The organism is Streptomyces sp. AM6-12, from assembly GCF_044327085.1.
GTDB lineage: Bacteria > Actinomycetota > Actinomycetes > Streptomycetales > Streptomycetaceae > Streptomyces.
The window spans coordinates 275,323-299,869 of the sequence record NZ_JBIQWN010000003.1; the positions used below are offsets into that span (position 1 = coordinate 275,323).

General features: G+C 67.2%; 11 protein-coding genes. 9 read left to right on the forward strand and 2 right to left on the reverse strand.

All coding sequences use genetic code 11. The annotated features are described in order from the left end of the window. Positions 1–92: 92 nt before the first annotated feature. The 4 genes from ACE4Q9_RS34480 to ACE4Q9_RS34495 all read left to right on the forward strand — a co-directional run bounded on the left by ACE4Q9_RS34480 (position 93) and on the right by ACE4Q9_RS34495 (position 13,406). Positions 93–5,816 carry an SDR family NAD(P)-dependent oxidoreductase gene (locus tag ACE4Q9_RS34480; protein WP_397988620.1) on the forward strand — a complete coding sequence of 1,908 codons (5,724 nt, stop codon included), beginning with the start codon at positions 93–95 and terminating at the stop codon, positions 5,814–5,816. After that, positions 5,813–10,828: an amino acid adenylation domain-containing protein gene (locus tag ACE4Q9_RS34485; protein WP_397988623.1), complete on the forward strand. Its 5,016-nt coding sequence runs from the start codon at positions 5,813–5,815 to the stop codon at positions 10,826–10,828. The genes ACE4Q9_RS34480 and ACE4Q9_RS34485 overlap by 4 nt, the downstream gene beginning before the upstream one ends. A 1,164-nt stretch (positions 10,829–11,992) precedes the next feature. Further along, the gene (locus ACE4Q9_RS34490; RefSeq protein ID WP_397988624.1) at positions 11,993–12,967 is read left to right on the forward strand and encodes a helix-turn-helix domain-containing protein; all 975 of its coding nucleotides are present in this window, start codon (positions 11,993–11,995) and stop codon (positions 12,965–12,967) included. Between the two features lie 103 nt (positions 12,968–13,070). Then, positions 13,071–13,406, forward strand: coding sequence for a hypothetical protein (locus tag ACE4Q9_RS34495; RefSeq protein WP_397988626.1), 336 nt, complete (start codon positions 13,071–13,073; stop codon positions 13,404–13,406). An 80-nt stretch (positions 13,407–13,486) separates the two neighbouring features. Here ACE4Q9_RS34495 and ACE4Q9_RS34500 read toward each other — a convergent pair whose 3' ends face one another. Both ACE4Q9_RS34500 and lat read right to left on the reverse strand, forming a co-directional pair. Next, positions 13,487–15,040: an aldehyde dehydrogenase family protein gene (locus ACE4Q9_RS34500; RefSeq protein ID WP_397988628.1), complete on the reverse strand. Its 1,554-nt coding sequence runs from the start codon at positions 15,038–15,040 to the stop codon at positions 13,487–13,489. Further along, positions 15,037–16,476, reverse strand: a complete 1,440-nt coding sequence (gene lat / locus ACE4Q9_RS34505; protein WP_397988630.1) for an L-lysine 6-transaminase — start codon at positions 16,474–16,476, stop codon at positions 15,037–15,039. The genes ACE4Q9_RS34500 and lat overlap by 4 nt, the downstream gene beginning before the upstream one ends. 454 nt (positions 16,477–16,930) lie before the next feature. Here lat and ACE4Q9_RS34510 point away from each other — a divergent pair, with 454 nt between their 5' ends. The 5 genes from ACE4Q9_RS34510 to ACE4Q9_RS34530 all read left to right on the forward strand — a co-directional run bounded on the left by ACE4Q9_RS34510 (position 16,931) and on the right by ACE4Q9_RS34530 (position 24,535). Next, positions 16,931–17,956 (forward strand): TauD/TfdA family dioxygenase, encoded by a 1,026-nt coding sequence (locus tag ACE4Q9_RS34510; protein WP_397988633.1) that lies wholly within the window; start codon positions 16,931–16,933, stop codon positions 17,954–17,956. Next, complete coding sequence (locus ACE4Q9_RS34515) at positions 17,953–20,958, forward strand: AMP-binding protein (RefSeq protein ID WP_397988635.1); 3,006 nt, start codon at positions 17,953–17,955, stop codon at positions 20,956–20,958. The genes ACE4Q9_RS34510 and ACE4Q9_RS34515 overlap by 4 nt, the downstream gene beginning before the upstream one ends. Before the next feature lie 76 nt (positions 20,959–21,034). After that, positions 21,035–21,910, forward strand: coding sequence for an alpha/beta fold hydrolase (locus ACE4Q9_RS34520; protein ID WP_397988637.1), 876 nt, complete (start codon positions 21,035–21,037; stop codon positions 21,908–21,910). Beyond that, positions 21,907–23,178: an MFS transporter gene (locus tag ACE4Q9_RS34525; RefSeq protein ID WP_397988639.1), complete on the forward strand. Its 1,272-nt coding sequence runs from the start codon at positions 21,907–21,909 to the stop codon at positions 23,176–23,178. Before ACE4Q9_RS34520 ends, ACE4Q9_RS34525 begins: the two co-directional genes overlap by 4 nt. Continuing rightward, the gene (locus ACE4Q9_RS34530) at positions 23,165–24,535 is read left to right on the forward strand and encodes a hypothetical protein (RefSeq protein WP_397988641.1); all 1,371 of its coding nucleotides are present in this window, start codon (positions 23,165–23,167) and stop codon (positions 24,533–24,535) included. The genes ACE4Q9_RS34525 and ACE4Q9_RS34530 overlap by 14 nt, the downstream gene beginning before the upstream one ends. Positions 24,536–24,547 lie beyond the last annotated feature (12 nt).

Consider the following 24,547-nt stretch of genomic DNA (forward strand, 5'->3'; position numbering starts at 1 on the left):
GGATGAGAGACCACCGATTCTGCTCAGCTGAGAGCCCTGAGGGCTTGCTGCGCTTTTGAGTCCGGGTCCACTGGTCAGGAGTGACGTTGGAGATGAACGCAACGCCGGACAACGGAATTTCCATAGCTGTGGTGGGAATGGCTGGCCGGTTTCCACAGTCAGCCGATGTGGACGAGTTCTGGGCGCACTGCATCGGTGGTGACGACTGCCTGACTCGTTGGGACGCCGGCCAGGAGGACCCGGGGCGTGTGCCCGTGGTGGGGTTGCTGGAGGACGCCGACGCGTTCGACGCCGCCTTCTTCGGAGTATCCCCGGCCGAAGCCGAGATCCTGGACCCACAGAATCGGATCTTTCTCGAACTCAGCTGGCAAGCGCTGGAATCGGCGGCTGTCGTACCGGGGCGGACCGAAGAAGTCATCTCGGTCTACGCCGCCTCGGCGCCGAGCCGGTACCGCCCGGCTGGTGGGAACGGCTCGGAGAACGAGCGCTATCAGCACCTCATCGGGAACAGTTCTGAATTTCTTGCGACTCGCGTCGCCTATCTCCTCGATCTCCGCGGAGAAGCGATATCGGTTCAGGCGGGCTGTTCATCGTCACTGGTGGCGGTGCATCTCGCAGCGCAGAACCTTCGGTCAGGGCTCTGCGACATTGCCCTGGCTGGCGGGGTCTCGTTCGACCCGGATCAGCATTCCGGATATGCCTATGAAGAAGGAATGATTTCTTCTCCTGACGGCCGATGCCGCCCCTTCGACGCCCACAGCAACGGCACGGTGCCGTCGAACGGCGCGGGTGTCGTGGTGCTTCAGCGGCTGGAGGACGCGATCGCCCAGCGGCGGCCCATCCACGCGGTGATCCGCGCTACCGCCACGAACAACGACGGCCGGTCGAAGAGCAGTTTCATGGCACCCACGGTGCGGGGGCAGTCGGAGGCCGTCGCGACGGCACTGGCCCTGGCCCAGGTCGACGCCGAGAGCATCGGCTACTACGAGGCGCACGGCACCGGTACCCGACTCGGTGACCCGATCGAGATCGAAGCCGCGAGCCGTGCCTATGAACTCTTCACCGACGCCACCGGCTTCGCGGCCCTCGGATCGCTCAAAGCAAACTTCGGACACCTCGACAGGGCCGCGGGAGTAGCCGGCTTGATCAAGGTCGTGTGCGCTGTGCGGGACGGCATCCGCCCTCCCCTGGCAGGTTTCCGAGAACCCAACACGGAATTGGACCTCGCGGCATCCCCCTTCAGGGTCCCTCTGGCCGCTGAACCATGGCCGGAGCGTGTACGCCGTGCCGCCGTGAGCTCCTTCGGTGTCGGTGGCACGAACGCTCACGCGATCGTCGAACGTCATGAACCGACTGAGTCCGAGGACGAGGAGCAGGACGAGTCCCGTCCCGTAGTGCTCGCTCTGAGCGCACACGATGCTCCCGCGCTCGGCCGCCGCGCGCGTGCTCTGGCGACCCGGCTGGAGCACGACAGTGCCCTGCGGATCGGCACCGTCGCTCACACACTCGCAGGCACCGGCCGCGCAGCCTCCCACGTCCGCACGACCGTACTCGCGCGTTCCTCCACCGACGCGGCCGTCGCCCTGCGCGAGCTCCCACCGGCCGGGGAACCAAGCGAACGAGCGGGGGCCGATGGCCTGCTGGTCTTGGCCTTCCCTGGTCAGGCCGGTCGGCAGGCAGCCGAGGTGGGGGACCTCTACGCACGCTTCCCGGTCTTCCGCGCCGAGATCGACAGCTGTGCGGCGGAACTGAACTTGACCGCTGCTCAGCTGATGTCCGGCCTCAACGGGCCGATCGGGCACGCGGAGCCGACCGAGGCGCCGAGCGGCAACCCTTACCAGCCCGCATACGTGGCCGTCGAGATCGCTTACGCCCGGCTGCTGGCACAACTGGGGCTGCAGACAGATGCAGTGGTGGGCAGCAGTCTCGGCGAGTTCGCCGCAGCACACCTGGCCGGCGTATTCGAGCGGGGAAGCCTGATGAGGCTCCTGCAGGAACGGGACCGCCTGATGCGCACCACCGTCTCCGGAGCCATGTGCGCCGTGGACTGCGCAGTCGCAGACGTGGTCGACGTCCTGGGGCCCGAACTGTCCCTCGCTGCGGACAACGCACCCGACAGAATCGTGCTCGCCGGTACAGAGCACGCGATTTCCCTCGCCGAGCGCGCTCTGTCCGAGCGAGGGCATCGCTGCCGACGGCTGCCTGGCACTATCGCCTTTCACTCGCCACTCATGGACGAGATCATTGACCCGTTCCGGGAGGCCGTCCGGCAGGCAGCGCCCCACCCACCGGAGTCACCCATCGTCTCCACACTGACGGGCGCCTGGCTCAGGCCCGAGGAGGCTACCGACCCGCAGTACTGGGTCCGACAGCTGAGGGAACCGATTCAGCTCAGGACCGCCCTGGGCACCTTGCTGGACTCCGGACGCCGACGCTACGTCGAAGTCGGTCCCGGGACAGCGCTCACGGGGCTGACACTTCGAAACGCATCTCGTGAGCCTTTGGCGTTGAGCGTGGCGGGGAGCGACGGAAGGGCCGGATTCACGGGCCTCGCCGAAACACTGGGCGCTCTGTGGCAGGACGGCGTGGATCTGGACTGGGACGAGTTCAACGGCACCACCGAGGAACCCTTCGCCCCCCTTCCTGGCCATGTCTTCGACCGCAGCACCCGCTTCTGGAGCCACCAGCCGGACAGGGCGCCGGAACCGGCGGCCGGGGCTGACCGTCTCCGCCCGATGAGTATCGACGCACCGCGATGGCGGGTCTCCCCCCGGAGCCGGACCCAAGCGAACACCAGGACGTCAGATCTCACGGACCTCCCCTCGCGGGTCGCGGTGATCACTCGCGGTAGCCGCCTGGCCGACGCTGTGACCACGAAGCTGGCCCAGGCGGGTGTATCGGTACTCACCATGGCCGACCGTGGACCGGCCGACGCCGTACTGGATCTGACGCACGCCGAGTGTGAGCCCGAGGCAGGGATCGATCCGTCCAGCGCCGCGGAACTCGACGCCTGGCTGGAGCGCGGCCTGTGGAGTCCCACCAGGGCACTGCTGGCGCGTGGGCCGGCTGCGCGGCGACTGCTTGTCGTCACCCGACGGTTGATGGCAGTGGCTCCTCACGAGGTACCTGATGTCGGAGCGGCAGCCGTACTCGGCCTGGTCCGGTGTGCTCCGCACGACGTGCCTGGCCTCCGTACCCAACTGTGCGATCTGGACAATGCCAAAGCAGATCTGGAGGCCTCCGCGATCGTCGGCGAGCTGGCCGATCCCGACTCGCGTGACGTGGCCTATCGATCGGGCACTCGTTTCACGGCGCATTACGCTCCGGCGTCCCTGGACGCACGGTCTCCGCTCAAGGACGGCGGTACATACCTGGTGCTCGGTGGCACAGGGCGGCTCGGCGCGGTGGTGGCCGACGCGATCAGCAGGGAAGCCGCGGCAACCGTCTTCCTGGCCGGACGGCACCCGCATCGGCCCCTGGACGCGGGCCGCCAGGCCATGCTGGATGCCGCCGCGCGTCGAGGATGCACCATTCGTACCCTCCAGGTCGATGTCACGAACGAGTGGGCGCTGCGTGCCGTAATGACCGATCTCACCGATGAGTTCGGGCGGGTGGACGGCGTCTTTCACCTGGCGGGCCATACCGACACGGGCGAATTCCCGCTACTGGAGGAGCTTGCCGAGACTCCATCCTCGGAAGTGGCCGAGGCCAAGGTCCGCGGCGCCGCGACCCTTGCGAAGGTCCTGCGGGACCAGTCCTGTGACTTCGTCGTGCAGTTTTCGTCGATCTCCACCGTTCTGGGTGCGCTGAGTTTCGCGCCCTATGTCAGTGCCAACGCCTACCTCGACGCGTTGGCCGTGCGGGAACGGGCGAACACGGGTGTGCCGTGGACCAGCATCTGCTGGGACGGCTGGCACGAGGACCTGAGCACCACAGCCGACGCTCTGGGCGGCGAGGACGGCGGGTGGCTCCTCCGCCGGGCCCTGCGCGCTACAGCTCCCGTGATCGTCGCGGCGGTCAACACCACGGAGGACCGGCGAGCAGAGGTGCTCGGCACTCTTGCCCGCGTATCCCGGAATGCCGAAGCCGCCGACGAAGGCTCGTCGAGCGACGCGCTCCGCATCATCCTGAACACCGTCGAGGCGGTGCTCGGCCGGGCACCCGAGAGCCTGGACCACAGCCTGAACAGGCTGGGAGCCGACTCCCTGCAAATGATGCAGATCGCCGCGCGGTTGCGGGCGTCACTCGACGTCGACATCTCGCTGGCTTCCCTCATCCGCGCCCAGTCGGTACGGGAGATGGAGAGTGTTTGCCTACGGGAAGCACCGGAGCGTACGGCGAGGTTGGATGCGGCATCGCAGAAGCCGGACGTAACACGTGAGCTGGCCAGTGTGCAGCAACGACTTTGGTACTTGTGGCAGCTCGATCCGGAAGAGGTCAATTACAACGTTCCGTTCGGCTGGCGGTACACCGACACGGAGCCGAACCGGGTGGTGACTGCAGTCCGCGCGCTGGTGGAGCGACACACTGCGCTGCGGACGTCCTACGACATAGACGCCGCCGGGGCACCGGAGCGGCGCATCACAGCACCGGACCAGGTGCCCGTGGAGTCCATCGTCCTGACCGGAATGACCGAAGAGGAGTGCGAGACCGAATTCCTCGACCGCGCCGGCGCTTTCATCCGACGGCCGTTCGACCTCACACGAGCATCCATGCGGGTGCTGGTCGCTGGTTCCCCCCTCGGCGACACTCGGGTGCTACTGGTGTGCCACCACATCGCCGTGGATGCATGGTCGGTCGAGCTGATCCGCACCGATCTGGCAGCACTGATCGTGGGTGGCCCCGGCGCGCTCCCCTCGCAGCTTGGTGCCTCCTACGGCGACTTCGTAGAAGCCGAGCAGGCGTTCCATCATTCGGACGAATACCACCGGCAGGTGGCGTACTGGCAATCCGTCACGCAGGACATCGAACCCGTCGCGCCCCCAGCCGACCTCGTGGATCCCTCAGCCGAACCGGGTGCGGCGAGGGAGGCACGCCACACACTCGCACCCGACGTGCTTGCCAGGCTCAGGCGGGTGGCCCAGCAGGAGAACACCACGCTGTACACGCTGGCGCTCACCGCCCTGACCATCGCGCTGGCCGAATGGTGCCGACGGGACGAAGTAGTGCTGGGAACGAACCTGGCCAACCGCAACCAGCCCGGTCTCGAACACCTCGTCGGCATGTTCGTCGACCCTGTTGTTCTGCGCTTGCGCCCTCTCCCGAAGGAGGGTGACGGCACATGGGGAGCGTCTCTCGACGCGGTGCGCGACGCGTTCTTGTCGGCCCTCGACCACAGTGATCTGCCTTACCAGGAAGTTGTCCGGTCCTCCGGTCTCGGCGGGCGTGGCGCGCAGAATCCGCTCTTCGCCGTCATGGCCACCATGTTTGACGGACAGGCTCAGAGCCACCCTGCCGGCCCCCTCAAGGCGAAAGCCCTGGAACTTCCCACACAGTCGCGAGTCAAGTACACGCTGAGCGTCGAATTCTTTCCCGGTCCGACCGGTCTGGCCTTCCAGGTGCTCTACCCGGCAGATCACTACCGGCCGCAGACCGTCGAACGCTTCGTTCAGCGCGTCGCGTGGCTCCTCAACACACTGGCGGAGCACGGATCCGCATCCGAGGTCGGGACACCAGCACTTGCAAAGGCCGTTGGCCGCGCTCGCTTCACCGACCGCTTCACCCGGTCCGTGCTCCCTCCCGTACCCGTGCCGGCACCAGAACCGGCCGAGGTCGTCACCACCCGCACTCCGCACACCGAAGGCGTAACGCGATGAGTTTGAACAGTGAGACCCTGGCCGTTGCCGTCATGGACGAGGCACGGCGTCACCCTGAGCGTATTGCATTGCAGGACGCCTCGGGCAGCTGGACCTACGACGACCTACGAGCAGTGTCCGCAGCCGTCGCCATGGCTCTGCGCGCGCTCGGCCTCGGCGACGAGGACGCGGTGGCGGTTGTGGGCGGGCGCAGCGCCCGGACGGTTCTCGGGCTGGTCGGAGTGCTGCATGCGGGCGGCGCCTACTGTGTGATCGACCCAGCCCTGCCGGCTGCTCGCAGGCGGATGATGTTCGAGGACCTCGCCCCCAAGGCAGTGCTGCTGACGGACCCGGGCACCGACGAAGTGGAGGGGATCCCAGGCGACCTGCCCGTGCTGAGGTTCGAAGATGTCGCTACGGAAGGGCAGTACGTCGAGCCGTTCCCGGTCGCGGCGTCAAACCTCGCGTACGTGATGTTCACCTCCGGTTCCACCGGACGACCCAAGGGTGTCGAGATCGAGCACGGCTCGGTGCTCAACATGCTGCGTGGATACGAGAACGTGGCCCCCACGCGGGAACGCAACGTGGGGACGCTCATCGCGGGAACCTCCTTCGACGTATCCGTCTGGGAGATCTTCGGGACTCTGGGTACGGGCGGCACCCTGTACGTTCCCCATGACGACCTCCTCGCTGACCCGGACCAGGTCTGGCGCGCCATCTGCCGTGCCGGAGTGACCAGCGCCTACATTCCGCCGGGGCTGCTCCCGGGAGTCGTCGAGGCGGCTGCGCGGCGGACGTCACCGACTGAGGCCGAGCCGGTGCTCGACCGGGTCTTGGTCGGGGTCGAACCGCTGCCTCAGGAACTGCTGGGGCAGCTGGCCGAGGCCGTGCCCGGATTGCGCGTCGTCAACGGCTACGGCCCGACTGAGACGACCGTCGTCGCGACACTCCATCTGTTCGACAAGGGCGAAGTCGACGCTCCCTGGCGGCGTACCCCGATCGGGCGGGCGCTGCCGGGAACGGAGGTCCACCTCCTGGACCCGGACCTCGCCCTCGTGGAGCCGGGCGACGTGGGTGAAGTGGTGGTGTCGGGCGCAGGCGTGGCTCGAGGTTACGTCGGTGCCCCGGAGCTCACCCAGGACTCCTTCATCGTGAACCCGATCAACGGCCGCCGCGCCTACCGTACGGGAGATCACGCCCGCCAACTGCCGAACGGAGCGCTGGAGTTCACCGGTCGCCGGGACAACCAGGTCAAGATCGGCGGATTCCGCGTCGAAACCGGTGACGTGGAAGCCGCGCTCGCCGCCCACCCGGGGATCCGACGGGCCGTGGTGTTCACGGAGGAGTACCCGTCAGGACGGCGTCTGTGGGGCGCCGCTGAGCGGTTCCCCGGCAGCAGCGAAACGGAGACGGACAGCACCGGACTGCGCCGCTGGCTAGAGGAGCGACTGCCGGCCTTCATGGTTCCCCATCGACTGCTGTCCGTGAAGGCCCTGCCCCTGACCGCCAATGGGAAGGTGGACCATTCGGCATTGATTGCCTTGGCCTCGGAACGGCCGACAGAGGCAGGCGACAAGATCGATCCGGCGAACCCGCGTGAACAGCTGCTGGCCGAGGTCTGGCGCGAAGTGCTCGATCTGCCGTGGCTAGGCGTCACGGACGACTTCCAGCAGTGCGGCGGCTCGTCATTGGCGGCGATCCGGATCGTCGCACGCCTGCGTGCCGAGGGGCTAGTAGTCTCGGTCGCCGACATCCTGGGTACTCGCACCGTACGCGCCCTGGCGGAGCGGTGCGTCGAGGAGTCGGCGCAGCCGGGGCGGGAAGACGTCCGGGATGTCTTCCCCGCTGCTGCGTCCCAGCAGGGGCTATGGGCCTGGAGAGAGTTCAACCCCCACTGCTCCGACACGACTGTGTTGCATGCCGTCCGGTTGGACGGACCGCTGGACACGGAACGGCTGCGCGAGGCCCTTCAGTCGGTGACGGATCGCCACTCGGCCCTACGTACCGTATTCCGCACCGATGAGGCAGGCCGCCTGCGCCAGCACGTAGGCGCCTCGACCAGCGCGCCGTGGTCCCTGCGCAGGGTGGGGTCTTCGGCTGAAGTCAACGCACGGCTCGAACAGCTGCGCGGGCGCCGCCTCGACGTCACCGTGCAGGCCTGGGACGCCGAACTACTGTGCGCCCCGGAGTTCTCGGTCCTGGTCGTCATCGCGGACCACATGATCTTCGACGGCTGGTCGGCCGAGATCTTCGACGCCGAACTGGTACGCGCCTATGGCGACGCGCAGCTGGCTCGCCCCCTCCCGGGCGGGACGGCACCCGGACCCGCTGCCATAGCACAGTGGGGCTGGCTCACCAGCACCGAGAGTCGGCCCTCACGCGACTTCTGGGCAGCGGAGCTGGGCGCTTTCAGCGGCCAGATGACTCTTCCCGAGCCACTCACCCGCGCAGCGCCGGACCAGCGCCGGACCACTAGTTCCGCCATGGCCGTTCCCGCCGAGGTGGCCTCGGGACTGCGTAAGCTGGCAACACGGGAGGGAACGACGTTTTTCACCGCCGTCCTAGCGGCGTTCAAAGCGTTTCTACACCGCCGCGCGCTCGGTCCGGAGAACACCGTCTCCGTCGCGCACTCGAGCCGCGACGCCGTAGACGCGCATGACACCTTGGGCTACTTCGTCAACCTGGTGCCCTTTACCGACCGTGTCGACGACATGCTGCCGTTCAGCACGTACCTCAGCTCACTGGCCGCACGAGCCCACCAGGTCTTCACTCACGCCGCCCTGCCGTTCGAGGAGATGGTGAAGGACCTGCCCGCCGCACGAGGTACCGGCGTTGCCGCACCGGCCAGGATCATCCTCGCTCAGGAGATTAGGGCTCAACAGTCCCAGACCGCCGGTGACCTCGTCTTCTCCCAGTGGCAGGACGTGCCGCTGAACGCCGTCTACGATCTCGCCGTCTTCGTCGACGAGCGGGACGGGCTGCGGCTGCGCTGGGTGTGCGACGACAGCAGCTTCCTCGAAGGAGAGCGACAGCGCTTGACGGAGGGCTTTGAGGAATTCCTCACCGCTCTTGCCGCTGCGCCGGACACCGAGATACGGCTGCTCCCGGCGGTCGGGGCGGCTGAGGGAAGGCTTCTGGACGCCGCCGCCCGGCCCGTGCCGGGCACATCGTCCGACGACACCACGGTGCTGGAACTCTTCGACCGGCAACTGGCCGAGCGGCCGACCGCACCGGCTGTCCGCCACGCGGGCGAGACGGTCAGCTATGCCGAGTTGGCTCGGCGGGCGGACGCCATCGCGGCGGAGATAGGGGGCCGGGCAGACCAAAGCCGGCCGGTCGTGGTCGTGCTAGACAAGTCGCCGGATCTTGTCGCTGCGCTGATCGCTGCGGCCCGGGTCGGCTCCTGCTACCTGCCGCTGGCGCCCGACCATGCCCGTACCCGGCTGACCCAGCTGGCCGAGCGGTCCCACGCCGCAGTCGTGGTGAGCCGCTCGGATCTGCTGAACGGGATCGATCTGCCCACTTCGGTCGGCACTGTCCTGCTCGACCGCCCGGCCGAACCCTCGGACATCCCCGCGGCAGCCACGCCCGGCCCGGACGATCTTCTCTACGTGATGCCGACGTCCGGCACCAGCGGTATCCCCAAGCTGGTCGGCGTTCCTCACCGCGGCGTAGTGCGAATGGTTCACGGCAGCTCCACGCTGCCGATGGGGCCCGAGGACCGCACCATGCTGGTGGTCAACTCCTCGTTCGACGTTGCCGCGATGGAGGTCTGGGGGTCCCTGGTGAACGGCGGTTCCATCGTCGTTCCCGACCCGGCGGACCTCGCGGACCCGGACAGGCTGTGCGCTGCGGTCGCCAGGGAGGGTGTAACGGTCGGGTTCTTCCCCGTCACCCTCTTCGCCCGGATGCTGGAGACGTCGCCCGGGCACCTCGCCGGGATGCGGCACCTCCTGGTGGGTGGAGAGGCGGTGCCACCCGGGCTGTTCACGGAAGCGGAGCGCCATGTTCCGCGCGGGATCCTGATGAACGGATATGGGCCGACAGAGAACACCACGTACTCCTGCTGCTATCGACTCGACCGGGACCCATCCACCCTCCGCTCCATCCCCGTCGGGCCGTCGATCAGCGGCTCCACCGCACAGGTGATGGACGACTGGCTGCAGCCGCTGCCCGTCGGAGCCGTGGGCGAGATCGTGGTCGGCGGAAGCGGACTGGCCGTGGGGTACCTGAACGACCCCGAACTGACGGCTGCCCGGTTCCTGAATCATCCCGGACAGCCCGGCAGCCGTCTCTACCGCACCGGTGACATGGGACGACTGCTGCCGGATGGCGCGATCGAGTATCTGGGCCGCGCGGACGGACAGGTCAAGATCCGGGGCTTCCGGGTGGAGCTGGGAGAGGTCGAGCACGCGCTCATGGCGCATCCCGACGTGCGGCGTGCGGTGGCTCTGGCAGCGGATGATCCCGCCGGTGGCCGGCGGCTGCTCGCGGGAGTGGAATGGGGTTCCACGAGGGCGACCACCAACTCGGCGCAGCTGCGGAGCTGGATGCAGGCAAGGTTGCCCGGTTACCTAGTCCCCGCTCGCATCGTCGTTCTCGACACACTTCCACTCACGCCGAACGGCAAGGTCGATCATGCGGCCGTCATCACCGCAGCGCAGGAAGCGGACGAGCTGAACTCCGCCGCGGCGCGGCCCACGACAGAGCTGCAACGCATCATCGCGGAGGAATGGGAGCTGGTGCTGGATCGCCGGTGCATCGGACCGGACGACGACTTCTTCGCGCTGGGTGGTGACTCCATGGCGGTGCTCACTGTCGCCGGCCGGCTCTCCCGAAGGCTTGGCCGGACCGTGCGCAGCACCATGATGTTCGAGTGTTCGACTGTGCGGAGCCTGGCCGAGCGGCTGGGCGCCACGGAGCAGGCACCACAGGGCCGCACCGCATCGTCGCCCGGCCAAGAGGCACTGCGCCGCAGGGTCGAGCGCGCTCGGGGCCTGACCGGTGGCGCCCGCATTCGGGGCCCGCGATGACACAGAGCCTGCACGACGTGCCCACCTCTGGGCCGGGCGCTGGAGGAGACAAGCACGGAAGCGGAGAACCTGGCCGACGCCATGCGAGGCCACCCCTTCGCGGACAGCCAAGGCTGGATGCCGGGCAGCCCCCTACTGGCTGACCGATCCCGTACACAGGCCCTCGCAGCGGACATTGAACGGCTGCTTCAACTGATCCGAGAGGAAACGCTCCGACGCTGCTCGGGAAACGCCGAGCGGCTCGCTGCCCTGGTCGGAGTCGACCACCGGCCGACTGCTCCCCCATACCCCGGGGATCGAGCGCTGGACCGACGCGGCGCATGTGGATGTCGTGCTGAGCATCGACGGCCGGCAGGTCTGCGAGATCGATATGGACAGCGTGCTGGGCCGGGCGGGTGCGATGGCTGCGGCGGTCGGAGCGCACCTCGGCGGTCCGGCGGCCGCTCAGGGTGCGAGCCCACAGGCTGCAGCCTTCCGCCTCGGACGGCCGTGATCGGCATCAACCAACCCCATGAGTGCTACCCCGATGCGGTCTTCGGCGACGAAGTGTAGAAGCTCCACAAACACTCACTGCCGGCCCACCAGGCCGGTCTACGCGACGTGTCCATCCACGACGGAAGGCTGCGGGGCCCCCGAGGCAATGACTTCGATCTGGCCCGAGTGTTTTACACCGGTGGTCGTCGGCGAACGCCAGGTCGTGCTGCCCGAGGGGCACCGCGCGCACCTCACCGTCCACCTGGAGCGCAACCCGAGCGGCAGACGAGCGGGGACGTTTGGCGGCAGGTCCTCGCTGAGTCGGTGTCCGAGGCGTGTCCGATGGTCGCCCAGCGCTTCATCGTGCCCCGCGTGCGGGACATGTCGGCCCTCCGGGCGGGCCACGTACGAAACCGTCCAGTGCACACCGTGATCTCGCCCTTCCACCTCGGTGGGCGCTATGCAGGCAGCTTCTGCCGACACCGTCGACTCCTGCACCGGATGACCGGAGCAGCAGGGCGGCGGAGAAATGGATACGTCCGGAATGCCGCATTTTGACGGTTGATCTTCCCTGCTGTCGCCGCCTCAGGATGGTGAAGTGCACGTTTATGACGCCAGGAGAAGCAGTCCGTTGGCACTACGGCAGGGGCAAGCTGAGGGGAAGGAACAGCCAGGGAGTCAGGAGCGGTGATGCTCGAGGTACTGGGACTCGATGAGCGGACGAGCGGGGTTTACGAGGCCCTGATCACGCAGCAGGGCTGGAAGGCCTCGGACATCGCCGCCCACCTTGGAGTGGAACAGTCAGATGTGCGGGAATCCCTCGACAAGTTGGCCCAGTTGTCGCTACTGCGTCCCTCCGAGGAGCAGCCGGGAAAGTTGCGTCTGGTGAATCCCTCCGTCGGCCTGTCTGCCCTGCTAGCCCGCCAGGAGGCAGAACTCAACGAGCAGCATGCCCGGTTCGCGCGTATCCGGGAGGAAGCGGCCAGGCTCACGTCGCAGTGGTCGGTGGCCCATGCGCTGCATGGTTCTGTCGAGCGGCTTGAAGGCCTCGACGAAGAACGGCAGCGGATGGTGGAACTGTCGGAACAGGCAGAGACGGAAATCCTTTCGTTTCTGCCGGGCGGCGCTCACAGTTTCTCAGCGCTCGCCGCCGTGCGGCAGCGGGACGAGCGGTGCCTGGCGCGCGGGGTACGGGTGCGGGTCGTCCTGCTGCACAGCGCCCGCAACGATCGCCTCACACGGGAATACGCCGACTGGCTGCTGGAGGCCGGAGCGGACGTCCGGGTCTGCCCCTCCTTGCCGATCCGGATGGTCCTGTGCGACGGGCGGTCGGCCATGGTCCCGATCGACCCGCAGGACGACCGACGAGGCGCGTTCATGATGGCGGCACCTGGCGTCGTCGCGGCCCTGAGCGCACTGTTCGAGACCGTCTGGGACGGCGCCGAGCCCTTCGGCGAGCGCACCGCCCGATACAGGGAGGTGACGTCTCAGGAGAGGCGGCTGCTCATTTCCCTCCGGTCTGGTCTCACCGACGAGGCGATTTCCCGGCAGCTCGGTGTGTCGGTCCGCACCGCCCGACGGATGCTGGCAAGCCTGATGCAGAAGCTCGACGCCCGATGCCGCTTCGAAGCGGGCTACGAGGCTGCCCGACGTGGATGGCTGTGAACGGATCCGGCGCCTGCCGGGCCCGTGGCATCCCTCTGCCGTGACAGGAGAGCGCCACGCCAAACTGTCGTGAGCGGCAGCGCCTGAATGTCACCCTCAGGGTGTGTACTCCATCCTCATCCGTCTGCGTTCCACCGCCGAGCCATCGGGTGCGGCCGGGCTGGCAGGCGCAGACGCGCTTGCGCGCCGCTTCGCCACCGACCTGTTGCCCGGAGTCGAGCACGTCTACCTGCAGCCGGTTCGTGGGGGCTTCGACGGGATTGTTTTCGTCGTCGCGAACGCACTGGAGCCCGCCGTCCAACAGACGCGCAGCGTTTTGGAGTCCGTAGTCTCGGTCGCAGAGCCGCCCGGTGAGTGGTGGTTGGAGACCTGCCAGGCTGATCTGCTCAATGTGAGCGGGGCCTGGCTCCCGGGCTGCAGCGCACGCCGGACGGATTGATGCGCTTGATCTGCACCGCGAAATGGCCGGCGGGCCCCACCTTGTGAGGTGGGGCCCGCCGGCCATTTCGCGGTGACGACTCAAGAAAGTCGGAAGTCCAGATCTGGTGTCGTCTCGGCGACATCCATCTGAGCCCGCTGCAACTGTCCGGAGTAGTCCCAGTTCAGGGACTGCCACCGGGTGAACTGGTCCAGGACCCAGATGCCCGACTGCCGGGAGCCGTTGCCCGAGCGGCCGTTGCCGCCGAACGGCAGGTGGGCCTCGGCGCCCGAGGTCGAGTTGTTCACACTGATCATTCCCGCACGTACCCGGCGGCGGAACGAGAAGGCGGTCGCGGCGTCATTTGTGTAGATCGCGGCAGAGAGCCCGTAGCCGGACGCATTGGCAAGAACCACCGCATCGTCCAGCTGCCTGAAGGAAACCACGCTCACCAGGGGGCCGAAGGTCTCCTCAAGGAAGAGACGGTCGTCCGGCCGGACCCCGGAGACCACAGTGGGGTGGTAGTACAGGCCCGTGCCCGGATCGCCGACGAAGCCCTTCCGGGGGTGGTCGGCCGTGATGCGGCCGAGCGCGCTCGAACCGTGCACCGTGTGGTGCGGGCCGATCCAGCCCAGGTACTCCTCGAAACGGTCGGCGAAGCGCTGGTCGAGCAGCGGCCCGTAGAGCACCGGCCGGGTCGGGTCGCCGATCACAGCCGACTCGACCGCCGCGGTGAACCTCGCGAGGAACTCGTCATGCACCGATTCGTGGACGATGACGCTGCCCAGCGAGGTGCAGCGTTGCCCGGCCGACCCGAACCCGGAGAACAACGCGCCCTGAACCGCGAGGTCCAAGTCGGCGTCCGCGGCCACCACCAGCGGATTCTTACCCCCAAGCTCCAGGCACGGGGACTGCACATGACGTCCCGCCAGAGCACCGATGGCGCGCCCCACTGCGGTCGACCCGGTGAAGCCGATCTTGTCGACGGCCCCCGCCTCCAGCGCCTGTTCCAGACCCAGATTGGTCTCCTCACCGTCGGCGTGGACGATGTTGAGCACGCCCTCCGGAAGGCCAGCCCGGCTCAGCAGGTCGTACAGGGCCGCGGCGCTGGCGGCGGCGTACTCGGCCGGCTTCCACACCACGGCGTTCCCGCAGAGCAGTGCTGGAATGATGTACCAAGAGGGAACTGCGACAGGGAAGTTGCCAGCAGTGATGACAGCGACCACGCCGAGCGGCTCACGGAAGGTGAAAAGCTGCTTGTCGGGCATTTCGCTGGGCACGGTCTGCCCGTAGAGACGGCGGCCCTCACCCAGGAAGAAGTCGCAGGTGTCGACGATCTCCCGGACCTCACCCAGCGCCTCAGTGTACGGTTTGCCGATCTCCTGCGTCACCAGGGCAGCGAGTCGCTCGGCGTTGGCCTCCACCAGTCGCCCCATGGCGGCGATCACTCGCCCTCGTACAGGAGCAGGCACATCGGCCCAGGCCCGCTGGCCGGTGCGGGCGGACGCGCACGCGGCGGCAAATCCCTCCGCGTCCACGAGTTCCACTTCGGCCACAACCTCATCGACTCGGGACGGGTTGTAGGAATTCCATGAACCTACCGTGTGCCGACTGGGCAGCGCGCCGCCGCCGACGACCGAGGAGAGGGTGCTCACGAGCGCACCTCGCCGGTGGCCACCCCGCCCGCGGAACTGCCCGGCGCGCCTGTCTCGCCGGCCTGCTCCTGCTGCCTGACGCGACCGAGGACACGGTCGAGGGCGGACAGTGAAAGGTCGAGTTCCTCGACCGATATGGTCAAGGCGGGGCGTACCCGTACGGCCCGATCCCCGCAGGGCAGCATCAGGACGCGCTCCTCGGTGCGCATCCGGCGGACCACCTCGTCGCGCAGCTCCTCGCTGGGCAGGTCGAAGGCGCACAGCAGCCCCCGGCCCCGCACATTGTCGACCAGGCCAGGGTGCTGCCGCGCCAACTCGCAGAGGCCACCCAGGAAATGGGCCCCCGTTCGGGAAGCGCGGGGGATCAGCCGATCCCGCTCGATCACATCAAGGAGCCGGGCTGACCGGACCATGTCGACCAGTCCACCGCCCCAGGTCGAGCTGATGCGGCCGCTGACGGTGAAGACGTTGTCCGGCACCTCGTCGACGCGCCGTCCGGCTATGATGCCGCCGACCTGCACTTTCTTGGAGAAGGCAACCACATCCGGTTCGAGCCCCAGCTGCTGGTAAGCCCAGGCGGTGCCGGTGATACCGACCCCCGTCTGCACCTCGTCCACGATGAACAGGGCATCGTGGCGGTGGCACAACTCCTGCATGGCCTGCAAGTACTCCGCCCGTAGGTGGTTGTCTCCGCCCTCGCCCTGAATGGGCTCCGCGATGAAACAGGCGATGTCGTGCGGGTGTGCGAGGAAGGCGGCTTCAGCCTGGGCGAGCGAACGCCGCTCCGCCTCCTCGATCTCTGCTAGGTGCTCGGCCACCGGGAAACGCATCGCGGGAACATCGATGCGCGGCCAGTCGAACATGGGGAACCGGTCAGTCTTGACCGGGTCGGTATTGGTCAGCGAAAGGGTGTAGCCACTCCGGCCGTGGAAGGCCTTCCTCAGATGGAGCGCCTTGCGGCCGAGCGAGGCGGAGCGGCCGTGTGCCTCGTTGTGCCGGCTCTTCCAGTCGAAAGCGCACTTGAGCGCATTCTCCACGGCCAAGGCCCCGCCCTCGACGAAGAACAGATGGGGCAGCTCCGGGTCACCGAGGACCCGCTTGAACGTCTCCACGAACTCCACCAGGTGAGTCGTGTACGTGTCGCAGTTGGCGGGCTTGTTGGCGCCCACTCGGGCGAGCCGGTCCATGAACTCCTGGTCATCCACCACATCGGGCGGATTGAGCCCCAGAGGGCTGGAAGCGAAGAACGTGTACAGATCGAGGTAGGCCTCGCCGTTCGTAGCGTCGACCAGCCAGCTTCCATGGCTCCGCTCCACGTCGAGGACGATCGGAAATCCGTCCACCAGAAGGTGCTCGGAGAGCCTGTCGTGCACCTCGGCCGGGTCGACGGCCGCTCGGGGAGGAGAGGTGGCGGTCAGGTGGGTGGTGTCCATCATGAACAATCCTCCGGAAGTGGCTGCCGGCAGAGCGGGCAGCAGACAGTGCGCGGTGACGGTCATGGGGTGCGAGAGGGCGGACTCGCGGCGATGGCTCCGCGGGCCGTGTCAGGCTTGTGCCACCGGTGAGTCCGAGGTGAAATCCCGTTCGCCGCGGTGACCGTAACCCAGTGGTCGTGATCGCTGGAGCGATGACGGTTGGCATTCCGCTGCAGTGGCATGGTGCGGCCAGCGCGAAGTCGTGACAGCGTCCGACGCCCCGGGGCACAGTCGGAACAGCAGACGAATCAGCAGACGCGCTGGACCTTTCGCTCGAAGCCTGCAGACGCGAACACCGGTTCAGTCACCGGAAGCCTGCGGACGCGAACGCCGTATCCACCTCCCGCCTTGTCGGCGGTTGTTCAGCGTGGAGCGCGCGCGGAATCACAGATTCATCCATGAAGGAGTCACAGCAGTGCCTATCGGCAAGTTTTCCCGGCTCGAATCCGGAGCCGTCGGCGAGGCCGTCGCCCCTGAGCTGGTGCGACGCACCACCTACAACGATGAGCAACTCCCTTTGGCCTTCGAGGCGGACGCCGATGTCGACCTGGTGACGTGGGTGCGAGAGCACCGGAAGGAACTGCGGGACGACCTGCACCGGCATGGGGCCTTGCTGTTCCGTTCTCCCGTGCGACCCGATTTCAACGCAATCGTCGACGCTTTCAGTGGAGAACTGGTCGAATACCAGGGTGGTGCTGCCATCCGTAGCCGGGTCGGCGAGACGACCTACACGGCAAGCGAATACCCGGAAGAGCTCGAGATCCGGCAGCACAGCGAGTTCTGCTACTCCAACGACTGGCCGATGCTGGTCTTCTTCCAATGCGACATCGAACCCCAGGACCGCGGGCAGACACCGCTCACCGACAACCGCGCGCTCATGGAAGCGATTCCCGAGGACATCCGGGAACGGTTCAGGGAACGTGAGCTGCTCTACGTCCGCGGCTACGGTTACAACCGCACCTGGCAGCGCTCGTACGAGACCGAGAGCCGTGAAGAGGTCGAGGAGCTCTGCCGCACCGAGGGGCGCCGTGTGGAGTGGGGCGACGACGACCGGCTGCGCACGTACGAACGCCGCCCGGCGATCGCCCGCCATCCGGTGACCGGCGACGAGGTGTGGTTCAACTACGCGCACGGCTTCCATGTCTCCCTCATGGACAGCGGAATCCGCGAGGCACTGTCGACCGCACCCGATGACACCGACGACCGTCTGTGGCCCAACAACGTCTTCTGGGGTGACGGGTCCGAGATCGACGCGAAGACGATCTCCGCGGTCAACGACATCGTCGAGCGGCACACGGTTCAGTTCGACTGGCAGGAAGGCGACGTGCTCGTCGTCGACAACATGCTCGCTGCCCATGGCCGCCGCGCCTTCAGCGGTCCTCGCCGCATCCTGCTGAAGATTGCGGAGTCTTACGCGAGCACCCAGGGAGTCCGGGCATGACGATCACCGAGACCTCAGCACCTGCCGTGGCAGCAGAGCCGGACCCGATCGAACTCAGCCCGCTCCAGCGGTCATCGCTGAGCGCGGGGGAGCGTCGCCTGACCCTCCGGGTGCGTGTACCCGCCGCCTCGGCCACCGCGCTACGGGATGCCCTGACGTCCGCCGTGGCGGCGGCTCCCGTGCTCACCGCCGACCGCGTGCTGATGGCCGGGCTGCGGGTACCCCGACAACGCAGCGCCGGCGCCGGATCCTGGCACACCTCTGAAGAGGGCAGCCTCCACATGATGGCCGGCACCTTGAGCGTGACGATCGAGAGCGACTGGGACGGCCCTTTGCTGACCGTGTCCTGCGACACCCTCTTCGCCGACACCGGTTCCATGACCCTTCTCCTCGCCGAGATCGACCGCAACCTCGACGGTTCGAACGCGGCCCGCGGGCCGCACCTGGACTTCCTGGCAGTCGCACAGGAGCACTGCGCCATGCTCCGCGAAGGCCAACTCCAGGATGAGGAGAACTACTGGGCCGCTCGCCGCCGGCCTGCCGGGACTCGGGAGCTGAGTCTCACGGACGCTGTGCCAGGCGTGGACGCAGACACCGATGAAGGCGCCGTGTCGATCGCTCGGACCATGCCGCAAGACCAGGTCGAGCGGCTGCTCGCCCTGGCCGCTGACGTCGGTTGCACGGTGGAGGAGGTTGCCTATCTGGCCCTGGACACGGTCGTTCGGAGGCTCGGTCTCGACCCGCAGGCACTGGGACTCAGGTGCGATGCCCGGGAGCTGATGGGCCTGCCAGACCTCATCGGTCCCCTCACTCAGACCGTCCCGGCGGGCTGGAAGCTCGACCTGACCGGATCGGCGGCCACCGTGCTGTCGGGTCGGCTCCAGGAACGTCAAGACGCAACGGACATGCTCGGCGGACCTGCGCTGTCGGCCGACAGCCCCCGACCTGCTCTGGTGTTCGAGCAAGCCGGTGTCCCCGAGATGCCCAAAGGCTGGTTCCTGGACTCCTGGTCATACCCGGTCGACGGAGAAGCCGCCTTCTCGCTGCGTATCTCCGGATCGACGTGGCGACTGCACATCGAATGCGTCGAGGAGATCGGCCGGGCGCGGGCGCAGGCGCTGCTCAGCCTCTGGTCCGGCCTGTTGGAAGACCTCGTCAGCCGACCTGCCGAGCCGCTCGGTTCCTTCCGCCTGCTCCCTCTCGGCGAGGCCGAGTCAGTGGCGCGCGGGCTCGCTTCGCGCCAGCGCACCTCTTCCGTCAGGCGGCTGGTCGACACACTCCTAAACCGGGTTCGCAACACGCCCACCGCGCCAGCATGCCGACAGGGTGAGCGGAGTTGGACTTACCGCCAGTTGGGAGCCCGGGTAGCCGCACTGTCTGCGGCACTCCCAGCCATGGAAGACGGTCCTGTCGTCGCCATCCTGGCCGAGCACGAGTTCGACATGCTCGCCGCCAAGATGGCGGCCCTCTGGCGAGGTGCGGCCTTCCTGCCGTTGTCCCCCCAGGAACCCCCCGCGCGCTTGACCGATGCCCTCGAGAAGGCACAGGCCGCCGTCGTCCTGACAGGCGTGGGCGCCCCCAGCGTGCCTCTCCCGCAAGGCTGCCGGGCAATCACGATGGCCGATGTGGTCGATGACGACTCGGCCGATCTCGGCGAGCCCGCTGTCGTCGACGACGCCGCGCCGGCATATCTCCTGCGCACCTCGGGGTCGACTGGAGTGCCGAAGCTCGTCGCCATCAGCCGGCACAGTCTGGACAACTATCTGACCTGGGCGTCCGATGATCTGCTGGACGACGGCGCACAGATACCCGTCCTGTCCAGCCCTGTCTTCGACGCAAGTCTGAAGCAGACCCTTGGCGTTCTGCACCGAGGCGGGTGCGTCTGGCTTCTGGCAGCCGATCGGCTCGATCTCTCAGCCGTCCGCGCGGAACTGGCCGCGGAGCACCGGCCGATCACGCTCAACTGCGTGCCGAGCTATATCTCGGCCCTGCTCGACGACAGCGGCACTGCGGACAGCCCGCTAGCCAGCGGGACCACCACACTGCGCATCAGCCGGTTCCTGCTGGGCGGTGAGGCCCTCGACGAGGAGCTCACGCGCCGAATCTGGCAGCGGTTCCCCAGGGCCGACATCTGGAACCTGTACGGCCCGACCGAGACCACGGCAACGGCAACGGCGGGCCGGATCGAGCCCGGTGCCGGCATCCACGTCGGCCGACCGGTCGCCGGAGCGCGCCTGGCCATCGTCGACGCGTCAGGTGAAGTTTTGCCGCCTGGGGTGCTCGGCGAGGTGGTGATCACGGGACCCGGCTTGGCCAACGGCTATCTGAACGGCCATGAAGGAGCTTCCCCCTTCGTGGCACTGTCGGTCGGCGGAACGGAATTTGCCGCATACCGCACCGGCGACCTCGGGTATCTCGACGATGCGGGCACCCTGCGCATCGCCGGTCGACGGGACAGCCAGATCAAGCTCAACGGGTGGCGGATCGACCTGCGGGAGATCGAACGGGCCGCTCAACGGGCCGACGGGGTTCGGGACACCGTGGTTGTGCTGGACCGAAGTGGCGTCGAACCCTCACTGCGGGCCTTCATCACGGGGAACGCCGAGGCGAACGCGGTGCTCGCCGAGCTGCGCGCCACGCTTCCCGGGCCGATGGTCCCCGCGTCAGTGACAGTTCTGCCCCTGTTCCCCACGACCGTGACTGGCAAGGTGGACAGGCAAGCCTTGCTTGACGCCGTCACCTCTTTCCCCGAGGCGTCACCGAACGACTACGACCCCGAGGAGCTACTGGTCGCGAAGACGTGGCGGGAGGTGGTGGGGCACGGTTGGCCACGGCCGGACGATGAGTTCTTCGCAGCTGGTGGGCACTCACTGCTCCTGGCGCGGCTCGTCAACGTGTTGCGTGCCAAGGGGCACGACCACCTGTCGCTTCGGCAGGTCGTCCGCAGGCCGACGGTGGCGTCGATCGCCGCGCTGATCCGTGCGGGAGGCGGCACTACGTGAGGGCGCCGCTCGGAGTCAGCTGCACGCGGTATTGGTCGCCCACTCGCTGATCACCAAGAAAAGGAACCGTGTCTTCGTGAACCGCGGAAATCTGCTAATGCTGCGCCAGGGCAGCTCTGATCACACCATGGTCTTCGTCCATCCGGCAGGCGGCAGCGCCGGCGCCTTCCGTCAACTGCTCGCGCACCTGGACACGATCTGGACCGTGCTGGCCTACGAGGCGATCGAGCCGGGGCCGCCTGAACGCTGTTCCGTCCTCGCGATAGCCGAGGACTATCTGGAGGAGCTTACGACGACCATTTCCCCAGCCAGCATTGTCCTCATCGGATGGTCCTTCGGAGGCGCTGTGGCCGTCGAGATGGCCCGGCTGGCCGAAGCCGGTGGCCATCCCCCCAAGGCGGTGCTTCTGCTGGACAGCTCTACTCCGAACGTTCTGGCCCGGCAGGAACGCTCCCCCGCTGCGGAGATGGCAGCGCTCTTCGGCGTCGACGTAACGGCCGCCGACGGGAAGGAGACAACAGCCCTGGAGGAAGCCGCAGCCGCCATCAACCGGGCTTCGCCCGGAGCGGGGATCTCCTCGCAAGAACTGCGCCCGTTCGTCGAGATCTTCCACTGGCACCTCGACGCCGCCCGGCAACCATGGTCGGGCCTTCCATGTGCTGCGCCCACCTTCCTGGTACGCGCGGCCGACGAGAAGGGGCGGCGCGGAGAACGTGCCGACCTCGGTTGGTCCGCTGTCTTCGGCCACCTGCTCGAGTTGCGCAGCACCCCCGGCACGCACCACTCGCTCATCGCAGCCGAAAATGCGCTGGCTCTGACGCATCTCATCCATGAGACCGTCGCCGACCTGACCCGGCAACGCGAAGGCACGCAGACCGCCGATATCTCGCGGCTGCACTCACGTGATGCGCAGCAAGATCGCGACCACGTCAGAGGAGCAGCCTGCCAATGACGACCACGGCTGAGAAGACGCCTTCTGCCTCACACGGCAGGCCCCCTCGGCAGTTCAGCATTCTGCTGTCCTCCTTCGCCTTCTCCAACCTGGCAGATGGTCTCACCATGGTGTTGCTGCCCCTGATGGCCGCCATGGCCTCACGCTCCCCGCTGGCCGTGTCTCTGGTAGCCATGGGGCGGGCGCTGCCGTGGACACTGTTGGCTCCGGTGGTCGGGGTGCTGGTGGAACGCACCCCCGTCCGTACGGTCCTCGTGTGGGCCAGTCTCCTTCGGCTCATCGTGCTCGCGGCGCTTTCCGCGTCTCTGATGGTCAGCGGCCTCAGCATCCCGCCGCTGGTCGCCGCAGCAGTCGCCCTGGGCGTCCTCGCAGCCTTCTACGAGGTAGCAGCACAGAGCGCGGTCCCGGCCATGGTGGGAGCCGAGCAGTTGGTCTCAGCCAATTCAAAGCTCACCGCCACCGAACTGTTGCTTCGCGGCTTCCTCGGACCGTCCGCGGCCGGCTTCATCGCTTCTCTCAGCTTCCTGCGGGTCAGCGCGGCTTGTACGGTCCTGTACGGCATCACCGGCTTGGTGATGGCATGGCTGCCTTCGAACCCGGCAGCCGCTGACGGCCCCCGTAAGAGAATTCGGGCCGACATCGTCGAGGGAATGCGATACCTGCGGCGGGATCCGCTACTGCTGCGATTCGTCATGATGACTGCCTGCGGCGCCATGGCCTATGCGGCCTGGATTCCGGTCTTCACCCTCTACGCCTTGTCTCCTGGTCCCATGGGACTGACAAGCACCGGTTTTGGACTGGCGATGTCTGTAGCCGCGTTCGGGGGCCTGGCGGCCACATGGCTCACGGCCCGGCTGCCAGCCTCCTTCCCGCAGACCCACGTTCTGGCTGCCTCCCTTGTCCTCGGTACGGGCGCCCTTGCCACGCCGGTTCTCACGGCGCGCCCCTTGCCCAACATCCTCGCCCTGATGGTCTACAGCGGCTGCACCGTGGCCTGGAACATCATCACCGTGTCGTACCGTCAACGATGCACGCCTCCGGACATGCTCGGCCGCATCAACGCTTCCTACCGGGCTCTGGCGTGGTCCCTGATCCCGCTCGGCCCCCTCGTCTCCGGCGCGGTGGGCACGGTGGCTGGCTTGCGACCCGGGCTGCTGTTTTGTGTGGCGATTTCCGGCTGTTCCCTGTTCCTCCTTCCCGGCACCTACCGGCACTCGCAAGCTCTCTCCTACCCGTCGCCTCATGAGGAAACCCGTGAAGCTGTATAGTCAATTCGCACAGTCATGGGATGAAAAAATCATGTCCCGACGTACCTCTGAGCAACAAAGAGCCGACATCGCGCAAGGGCTGGACGAACGGCTTTGCACCTCTGCGTACCGGCACCCAAAAGGTCCGATCCCGCTGCGCCCCGCCCTGCTGCCACGACACGTTGCTGTGGAAATGCGGGATGTCAGCGTCCGGTTGTTGGGGCTGGTTCGCAAGATCAGTTCCATAGTCGCCAGGGACATTTTCGAACTGGCTGACCTGGTCGGTTACCGCCGCCCCGGTGTATGCATGCTGACGGACGACGCGGCCTGGAACGCCTCTGCCTTCCAGATGGCGCGCCCGGATATCGTACTCAGCGGTGGCGTTGTTCGTGTCGTGGAATGCAACATCGGCAGCGCACTTGCGGGTCCTCAGCAAGTAACCCGCATCGACCGGTACTTCCGGGAGGTGTACGGCGCCACCAATCCCTACGCTGACACCACCCGACTCTGGATTCCGGAAGTGATGCGTCTCCGCCGGGAAGTCGTGCTGGGAGTGGCTCGCAGTCGGGGTGTCCGCCGCCCGTCTGTGGCCGTCCTGGGGTGGGATCGGGGAACCGACTACGGTTCCGCGCGCTTCTACGACGACGTCATACGCGACTTTCAACGCAGCGGCGTTCCATGCGAGTTCGCCATTCCGGACGATCTCGTATCGGACCAAAGCGCACTCAGTCATGAGGGTCGCCGAATCGACGTGGTGCTTCGTATGTTCCTCACGGGGGACGCACACAAGGCAAATCTGGACATGAGCCCGCTGCGGGACGCCATGCACGCGGACACGGCCATCACGCTGTCGCCTGACGCGGCAGACGTCTACTCGAGTAAGAAGCTCCTGGCCTACGTGTCCGAGGCCGCAGACGACCTTCCGTCCAATGACCGGGAATTCATCAGGCGTCACCTTCCATGGACGAGACTGCTCACCGACAGCAAGGTCTCCTTCGAAGGGAAGCCGCAGGGACTGCTGGATCTGCTGATCAGGGAGCGTGAACGGTTCCTCATTAAACCCTCTGACCAACACGGCGGCGCAGGCATCACGGCTGGTGTGGACACCGACCCGCACGCGTGGGAAGACGCCGTGGAAAGCGCCCTGCGGAACGGCTCGTATATCGCTCAGGAGTTCTTCCGCCCAGACGCCCTGACTATTCCCCTCTCCCGAAAGGCCGGCGAGTCGGTCGATGTGGTGCAGGCAGCCCCCGTTTTCGGGCCGATGCTGATGGCCGGGGAACTGGGAGGGGTGCTCGTCCGGCTTACGGACAGCCGGGACACGGCGGTGGTCAACGCGGTCGGCGGCGGGGTCATGAACACCTGTTGGATCATGTGATGAGTGGCGAAA

Bases quoted from the DNA above. Each gene is read 5' to 3' on its own strand.
- ACE4Q9_RS34480 (WP_397988620.1), top strand. From the start codon at position 93: ATGAACGCAACGCCGGACAACGGAATTTCCATAGCTGTGGTGGGAATG.
- ACE4Q9_RS34485 (WP_397988623.1), top strand. From the start codon at position 5,813: ATGAGTTTGAACAGTGAGACCCTGGCCGTTGCCGTCATGGACGAGGCA.
- ACE4Q9_RS34490 (WP_397988624.1), top strand. From the start codon at position 11,993: ATGCTCGAGGTACTGGGACTCGATGAGCGGACGAGCGGGGTTTACGAG.
- lat (WP_397988630.1), bottom strand. From the start codon at position 16,476: ATGATGGACACCACCCACCTGACCGCCACCTCTCCTCCCCGAGCGGCC.
- ACE4Q9_RS34515 (WP_397988635.1), top strand. From the start codon at position 17,953: ATGACGATCACCGAGACCTCAGCACCTGCCGTGGCAGCAGAGCCGGAC.
- ACE4Q9_RS34525 (WP_397988639.1), top strand. From the start codon at position 21,907: ATGACGACCACGGCTGAGAAGACGCCTTCTGCCTCACACGGCAGGCCC.